5 protein-coding genes and 1 tRNA gene are annotated in these 8,451 nt (G+C 39.2%); 3 read left to right on the plus strand and 3 right to left on the minus strand.

All coding sequences use genetic code 11. The annotated features are described in order from the left end of the window. Nucleotide 1 precedes the first annotated feature (1 nt). On the minus strand, nucleotides 2-607 hold the full coding sequence (locus ACFIKB_RS02610) for a YqaA family protein (RefSeq protein WP_015856907.1): 606 nt from the start codon (nucleotides 605-607) through the stop codon (nucleotides 2-4). 221 nt (nucleotides 608-828) lie between these two features. Between ACFIKB_RS02610 and ACFIKB_RS02615 the strand changes: the two genes are divergently transcribed. Next, nucleotides 829-913, plus strand: a tRNA-Leu gene (locus ACFIKB_RS02615). 1,389 nt (nucleotides 914-2,302) lie between these two features. On the opposite strand, the gene ACFIKB_RS02620 is transcribed toward ACFIKB_RS02615, so the two are convergent. After that, nucleotides 2,303-3,193, minus strand: coding sequence for an outer membrane protein (locus ACFIKB_RS02620; protein WP_375652751.1), 891 nt, complete (start codon nucleotides 3,191-3,193; stop codon nucleotides 2,303-2,305). 1,435 nt (nucleotides 3,194-4,628) lie between these two features. Next, nucleotides 4,629-6,017, minus strand: a complete 1,389-nt coding sequence (gene fumC / locus ACFIKB_RS02625) for a class II fumarate hydratase (RefSeq protein ID WP_375635572.1) — start codon at nucleotides 6,015-6,017, stop codon at nucleotides 4,629-4,631. Nucleotides 6,018-6,243: 226 nt separating this feature from the next. On the opposite strand from fumC, the gene groES reads away from it, so the two are divergent. Next, the gene (gene groES / locus ACFIKB_RS02630) at nucleotides 6,244-6,540 is read left to right on the plus strand and encodes a co-chaperone GroES (protein WP_005774667.1); all 297 of its coding nucleotides are present in this window, start codon (nucleotides 6,244-6,246) and stop codon (nucleotides 6,538-6,540) included. Between the two features lie 58 nt (nucleotides 6,541-6,598). Further along, nucleotides 6,599-8,242 (plus strand): chaperonin GroEL, encoded by a 1,644-nt coding sequence (gene groL, locus ACFIKB_RS02635; RefSeq protein WP_015856904.1) that lies wholly within the window; start codon nucleotides 6,599-6,601, stop codon nucleotides 8,240-8,242. Nucleotides 8,243-8,451 lie beyond the last annotated feature (209 nt).

Consider the following 8,451-nt stretch of genomic DNA (forward strand, 5'->3'; position numbering starts at 1 on the left):
CTTATAAAAGCTTTTTGTTTAAAAAAGCTATGAAAATCCCATAAATTAAAACGAGACTAACACAACCAATGAGAATAATCCATTTGAAATTCTGTACTAGAAAATTCATTGCTTTTTGCCCAAAATGTTTAATCAGCCACGCGAGAAGATAAAAACGAGCGCCTCTAGAAAAAATACAAATAAGAATGAAAAGTTCAAGACGTACACTCATTACACCGGCCAAAATTGTGACAATTTTGATGGGGGGAAGATGAAAAAAACCTGATGTTATCAGTAAAATGACTAGAAATTGCAGGGTTGCACTATTTTTCAGAGATTCAAAACTTTCAACCTTACCATAAATTTCTAAAATGGGTTTGGCAAGAGTATCATAGGCAAAATGTCCGATAAACCAACCGGCAATGCCTCCTAATACAGAACAGATAGTCGCAATCAAAGCATAGCGATAAACTCGCTTTTGATGGATAAGCAGCATCGGAATATATAAAACATCTATGGGAATTGGAAAAACAGAACTTTCAATAAAGGCAATGAAACCAAGCCAGTGTGGTGCAGTACGCCGATTTGCCAAAGAAATCGTCCAAAGCTTTAATTTGTTTAATATCATGAGGCTTTCTATAAATTTAAGAGGTAAAGACTTTACAAATGAGATTGTTATAAATCCGGTAGAGAAATCCAATAAAGAAAATATTTCATAAAACAGATAAGAAAATGATATGAATTCTTAAAAAATGAGAAGTCTGCTGTTGACGAATCTGTGCTTCTTCATATAGTGCAAAGGAATAATCGACAAGTCTGTATTTTAAGTCCTGTCTTTTGTAGCAATGTGCGGGTGTGGTGGAACTGGTAGACGCGCCAGACTCAAAATCTGGTTCCGAGAGGAGTGTCGGTTCGAGTCCGACCACCCGCACCATCTCATAGAGATTTTCCTTTATCCTGTTATGGCGTATCATGTTAATTTATAAAACATGTGGGATTTATAAATAGTGTTCACTGTTTTGCATGTTGAATGAAAAACCTCGAATACCATAGGATTCTTTCATTTTAAGTTTGTTTATTTTAAGTTTATTTATAGTAAATTAACCGAAATCATGTCTTTTGTACATTGCAAGCTAGATGCGCTATTGTGGAATGAAATTTTACAAAATGTGGAATGAAATTTTACAAAAAATGAATAAAAATGCCTCTTAATAAACCGTTTCAAGGGCATCATTGGGGGGTAGGAGTATATGATGGATGGTGCCAGCTTGCACTTTTATGAAGTGTAAAGATGATGCTCTATAGATTTTATATTCTTGTGGGCGTTATTGCAAAATGGGCGTCAGGGTTTTGAGAGATGTTTCTTGAAAACACGCATGTGAATTACCAACCCAAGTGTCTTGGATTTGAGTGTGTTTGGGATTTGAGTGTGTTTGGGATTTGAGTGTGTTTGGTTTGGAGCGCTGTCGTATGACATGAGGGGCGTGATCCAAAAAAGTCCCGTGAGAAACACAAGCATGAGGCAATGCGTAAACTCCTTTCTTTAAAAGACAGAGCTGTAGAGGCCTAAAAGATAGTGCTTTAGAGGCTTTGAAAGTCGTAAAACCGAAGTAAAAAGAAATAGTAAGGTTGGAAACTGGTTTTTGCCTTGACAATTTCATATTCTCCCCAAATGAAGCTGTCTCCCCGTTACAGAAATTACATAAACAGAGAACCGCAATATCCTCTCTCTACTCTGGTATACAATAGCTGTAAACACTGTCATTTGAAGTGTGGTCATATAGGGTCTGTAAACTTCCTTGAAACGTTACAGTAATTTTTTTTCAGTGTGTGTTGGATATTCTTAAGAGTGTTTGTTTTACTTTAGGTTTAAGGGCATTCCATGGGGAGGCGCCAAGAGGAGCCTGCCCCAAGAGTCCCCAAGAGTTGTTGTGTTTTTACAAACGGACATGATTTTAGAAATGGGTTTTAGAATCTTGATCCTTTGAGAGTGGGGAGGCAAGTCAACATCATCCTATAAAACTGCAATTGATGCACAATATCCATAGTTCTTTTAAAGAAACATCTCTTAATAACTGCTCTCATTTATTTTACGATGGTAGCCAGTGGTATGATGGTAAAGCTTTTATATTCTAAATGTATACATGAAAGGGGGAGAGGATAGGAGCTTGCTTTAAAAGAGGGAGAGGCTTTATTGTTTTGTGACGATTTGTTTACAGTTTAGTCTTGGTTTTTAGAATCTGCGTCTTTTTAGGAGGAAAAGAGGCATAAAAAAAACCCCGTTTTAACAGGGTTTTTTAAGAGTTCAATTTTTCTACAAAACTTAGAATTTATAAGCGATACCAAAGCGAACATCATGCGTTTGAGAAGAGATTTCAAGGTTATCGTCTGCAAATTTCTTTTTCAAAAAATCTGAATAACGATATTCTGTACGCATGATGATATTATCTGTCATTGCAAGATCAAAACCACCACCAATAGTGTAACCAAACATTGTTTTTGTTTTATCTAACACATCGCCAGAAGCAAAAACTGTCGAATCTTCTTGTGATTTTGATAAAAGTGACATGATATATTGCATTTGTGTATAGGCTATACCCCCTGCAACATAAGGCATAAGACGATGGGAAGCAAAACCAATACGCGCGCGTGCAGCACCAGACCATTTTTCTTTCAATGTTACACTGCTGACAACAATGTCACCATAGTTGGGTATCGTTTCATCCTGAGCTGCAGGTTTTATGATAGGAATCCCAGCTTCTTTAAAGGCAATGTTAATAGAGTCTAATTCATCTAGAATTTTCTTTCCATTGTCTGTTTGGGTACTTTTCCTCCCAGACCAGACTATGTCCGTATCAAAACCGAAAACAAGGTTCTCTCCCAGATCAATATTAGAACCTGCATACAAACCTGCTCTCAATCCTGATGGTTTCGGTGATAAATCTCTATCAACCCAAGCCCATTTTCCGTCCCTGGCTTCTTTTGCGTAATCTAGAGTATTTTTACTGGAAAAATATCCAATTTGTCCTCCAAAATAAAAACCAGACCAAGAAAAAGGCGCAGAAACAGTAACCGGTGTGATACGTGACGATGAATCATTTTGCAATGAAACCTTCGGTTTTGATTGCTCAAAGATTACCGTATCTGCTGCTTGCGCTGTTGAAGTGGTAATGAAAGTGAAAATAGATAGTGCGATTAAATATTTTGTTTTCATAAAAACATCCCCAATTCATTTCGGATACAAATCGTATTATATACAAATTGGTTAAAAAAATCTATAGTTAATATCATTATGAAAACTAAAATACGTATAAAATCTATAATTAACCATATTAAAGTGTTTTTAAAACTTGTTTTCGTGCTATTATTCCGCGTTTTTCTTAATTTTTCAGGGTTTGTATATATTCCTTCAGTGTTTTCTATGTTTTAGAAAAAAATATAGTATAGTAAATAAGATTTTAATTTTTTTAAAGAACCATTATTATATATATATATTAAAAACACTCTTTGTTATTCAGTGTTAAATATATTGTCTATAATGATTGATATCATTGTGCTTAATATTCAATTGATCGTAAAAAATACATATTGGCACCATCACATTCTTTGCTCGTTTCTGATATTGCGTAGCTTTGTATTGCGATAGCCTTTTGAGCACTTGAGAGGATGAGCGACTTTATTTCTTTATTTCTTTTTTATCTATATGCCACTTTTGCTTATAACAATCCAAGCGAATAGTTTTGATTGATTGAATGGGATATGAAGAATAAGAAGGAGCAAAGTGCGAGAATCTGATGTTTCATGAGGTTTCTCATGCACCATGTAAAACGATAAATTCTTCTTTTCGTTCGCTTAAAGCCGGAACGTGGATGAGAGCCTAAAAACTGAATGTCGTTGGCAATTTTAAAGAGATTAGCGCGTGCACTCAGGTTTTTGTGGAAATGGGTGAGGGCGTCATGATGGGTAAATGCTCCAAAATTTTTTGCGAACTGTCAAGGGTATCCCCGTCAGAGAGCTGATTGTTTCAGTAAAGGCCAAAACCTTTCGGTGCATTGAGTTTTTTCCAACAGCTGTTCCTCTATTGAGCACTTCTATCTTCACGCTTCATAAAGGAGACATTTCTCAATGCTCCCAAACCCATTTCATGGCGGTGGCTCGTGAATGGTATAAAGATAAAGCCATTGAGCCCCCCTTATCTTTACGCTTCATAAAGAATCAAGCCGGTACGATCATTATATTTACCAGCTCGTGGGTGTTGTGACAGCCCTCTCCACAATGTTGTGACAGTTCTTGGCACTTGAGGCGGTTCGTTAGAGGCGTTTTTAGTCATTTCTTATTTTATACAACTTCTATCCATACATTTATCCCGCTTGTGATGTGGAAGTAAGTGATTTTGATTGATTTAACATGGGACAGATTTAAAATGAGAAAATCCTACGGTATTCAGGATTCTCATTCAATATGAATGACGCGAGATTATCATTATAGATAAATACATTATCTCATTGAGACAAGAGCAGAAATATGGACCAGAGCCTAAAATGAACGCTGTGGGTAATCGTTATCGGTCATCGTCGGGGTGTAAACACCCCGATCTTTTGACAGAAAGATTTGTTTTAAGACGTTTGCATCTTTTTTTAGTGAGTTGTTTATTGGGGAGAAATCATCTTTTTGGGATCAACCAGCCGGTCATAATCAGCTCCAGAAACGCCAGCTTTTATTGCTTCTGCGCGCAAAGTTGTATCATTTTTATGCGCTGCTTTGGCAATTTCAGCAGCTTTTTCATAGCCAATTTCTGGTGCAAGAGCTGTGACTAACATGAGTGAGCGCTCCATGAGCGAGTGAATATGAATGCGATTGGCTCGTAATCCTTGAATGCAATGTTCATCAAAAGAGCGCATGCAATCACCAAGAAGGGTAATTGATTGTAAAACGTTATAGCCAATAACAGGTTTATAAACGTTGAGTTCAAAATGTCCTTGGCTTGCGGCAAAGGTTACGCTGGTGTGATTGCCAAAAACTTGGCATGCGACCATGGTTAAGGCTTCACATTGCGTGGGATTAACTTTGCCTGGCATGATGGAAGATCCGGGTTCATTTTCGGGAAGACTGAGTTCCCCTAAACCTGAACGTGGTCCTGAGCCCAAAAATCGAATGTCATTAGCAATTTTAAACAGATCAGCAGCAAGAGCATTCAAGCTCCCATGGAAATGCGCAAGGGCTCCATGATGGGCGAGTGCTTCAAATTTATTGCTGGCAGTTTGAAACGTTATTCCTGTGAAAGCGCTCACTGTTTGCGCAAAAGCAATGTCAAAACCTTTTGGCGCATTTAGTCCTGTGCCAACAGCCGTGCCACCTTGAGCAAGCATGTGGACATCGGTTAGAGCATTTTCAATGCGCTGAAGATTGGCTTCTAATGCGGCACGATAGCCTGAAAATTCTTGTCCTAAGGTTAAAGGCGTTGCATCTTGGGTATGGGTGCGGCCGATTTTAATGATGTCTGCAAATTCTTGCTCTTTTTGTTTTAGTGTAGCAATAAGAGCTTCAAGGATTGGCAGTAAGTGTTGGCGTGTTTGCAACGTGGTGGCAATGTGAAGCGCTGTGGGAAAGGAATCGTTCGATGATTGACTCATATTGACATGGTCATTGGGATGAACTGGTTTTTTGCTTCCAAGTTTTCCTCCCAAAATCTTACTGGCACGATTAGCAATGACTTCATTGACATTCATATTGCTTTGTGTGCCAGAACCTGTTTGCCAGACGGAGAGTGGGAAATGCGTATCAAAATCGCCGGCAAGCACTTCATCGGCGGCGGCAATAATTGCTTTTCCAATATTTGCTGGTAGTTTTCCTTTGTCCATATTTACAACAGCTGCAGCTTTTTTGATAAGGACTAAGGCATAGATGATGGCAAGAGGCTGCTTTTCACTGCCAATATTAAAATTATGCAGTGAACGTTCAGTTTGTGCTCCCCAATAACGATCTTGACGTACCGAAATCGTTCCAAAGCTATCCGTTTCCTGACGTGTTTCAACCATGATAAGATCCTTTTTTGTTCACGGGTTCTTAAAAAAGCTAAATAACGCGAAAGTGCAATGAGAGGCAAGACTTTGAAGCTTCATTTAGAGAAATTATTTTATGGCTATTCTTGACATTAAGAGATGCAGATTTTATATCTAACTTATACTAGCACTCTCAAGCTATGAGTGCTAGCAAGAACTTTTAAGATTAATGCAATTATGTTCAGTTTTAAGGATTTAAAACATGGCTAATATACAATTCCGCCCACTTCACGACCGTGTCGTTGTCCGTCGGGTTGAATCTGAAAATAAAACGGCTGGTGGGATTATCATCCCTGATACAGCAAAAGAAAAACCTCAAGAAGGCGAAGTGATTGCTGTTGGCAATGGCGCTCTCGATGATAACGGAAAGCGTGTGCCTTTAGAAGTCAAAACAGGAGACCGTATCCTCTTTGGAAAATGGTCTGGAACTGAAGTCAAGATTAATGGGGAAGACCTCCTCATCATGAAAGAATCTGACATTATGGGAATTATGGGCTAATTGAAGCGCTTAACTTTTCATTGTGTACTATTTTGAGAAAACTCCAAGGAGAAATTAAATGGCTGCTAAAGAAGTCAAATTTGGCCGTGAAGCGCGTGAGCGTTTGTTGCGCGGTGTCGACATCCTTGCTAATGCTGTTAAGGTGACACTCGGCCCTAAAGGTCGTAATGTGGTGATTGATAAATCATTCGGTGCGCCTCGCATCACAAAAGATGGTGTATCCGTTGCAAAGGAAATTGAACTTGAAGATAAGTTCGAAAATATGGGTGCACAAATGTTGCGCGAAGTTGCTTCTAAAACCAATGATATCGCTGGTGATGGAACAACAACAGCAACTGTTTTAGGACAAGCTATTGTGCAAGAAGGCGTTAAAGCTGTTGCTGCTGGCATGAACCCAATGGATCTTAAACGCGGGATTGATGCTGCTGTGGATGAAGTGGTGGCAAACCTCTTCAAAAAAGCAAAAAAAATCCAAACTTCAGCAGAAATTGCACAAGTAGGAACTATTTCTGCTAATGGTGCTGCTGAAATCGGTAAAATGATCGCTGATGCTATGGAAAAAGTGGGCAATGAAGGCGTCATTACCGTAGAAGAAGCTAAAACTGCTGAAACGGAATTAGAAGTCGTTGAAGGAATGCAATTTGACCGTGGGTATCTTTCCCCTTATTTTGTCACAAATGCTGAGAAAATGGTCGCTGATCTTGATGATCCTTACATTCTCATTCACGAAAAGAAATTGTCTAATTTGCAATCTCTTCTTCCAGTGCTTGAAGCTGTTGTGCAATCTGGAAAACCACTTCTCATTATCGCTGAAGATGTGGAAGGTGAAGCTTTGGCAACGCTCGTGGTTAACAAGTTGCGTGGTGGTTTGAAAATTGCTGCTGTAAAAGCACCTGGATTTGGTGATCGCCGTAAAGCCATGTTAGAGGATATCGCAATCTTGACATCCGGACAGGTTATTTCTGAAGATGTGGGCATTAAACTTGAAAATGTCACTTTGGATATGCTTGGACGTGCAAAGAAAGTGAATATTTCTAAAGAAAACACCACCATTATTGATGGTGCTGGACAAAAGTCTGAAATTACTGCTCGCGTCAATCAAATCAAGGCTCAGATCGAAGAAACAACTTCTGACTATGACCGTGAGAAATTGCAAGAAAGACTTGCTAAACTCGCTGGTGGTGTTGCTGTTATCCGCGTGGGTGGTGCAACAGAAGTTGAAGTGAAAGAAAAGAAAGACCGTGTTGATGATGCTTTGAATGCAACACGTGCTGCTGTTGAAGAAGGTATTGTTGCTGGTGGTGGTACCGCATTGTTGCGTGCAGCAAATGCGTTGACCGTTAAAGGAAGCAATCCTGACCAAGAAGCAGGTATTCATATCGTTCGTCGTGCTCTTCAAGCGCCAGCACGTCAAATCGCAACCAATGCCGGTGAAGAAGCCGCTATTATTGTGGGCAAAGTGCTGGAAAATAATGCTGACACTTATGGTTACAATACTGCCACGGGTGAATTTGGTGATTTGATTGCTTTGGGAATTGTTGATCCAGTGAAAGTTGTGCGTTCTGCTCTCCAGAATGCGGCTTCAATTGCTAGCCTTCTGATTACAACAGAAGCAATGGTTGCTGAAGTTCCAAAGAAAGATACACCAATGCCTCCAATGCCTGGTGGCGGAATGGGTGGAATGGGCGGAATGGATTTCTAAGCTCTTATTCCATAGAAGTAATAAAGAAACGGGCTTTCTGTGCCCGTTTTTTTTAATGCTTTTTCACGTTTTGCAACCGGTGAATTTGGTGATTTGATTACTTTCAAGAATTGTTGATCCAGTGAAAGTTTTTGCGTTCTGCTCTCCAGAATGCGGCTTCAATTGCTAGCCTTCTGATTACAACAGAAGCAATGGTTGCTGAAGTTCCA

The organism is Bartonella sp. MR110HLJHH, assembly GCF_042194225.1.
Taxonomy (GTDB): Bacteria; Pseudomonadota; Alphaproteobacteria; order Rhizobiales; family Rhizobiaceae; genus Bartonella; species Bartonella grahamii.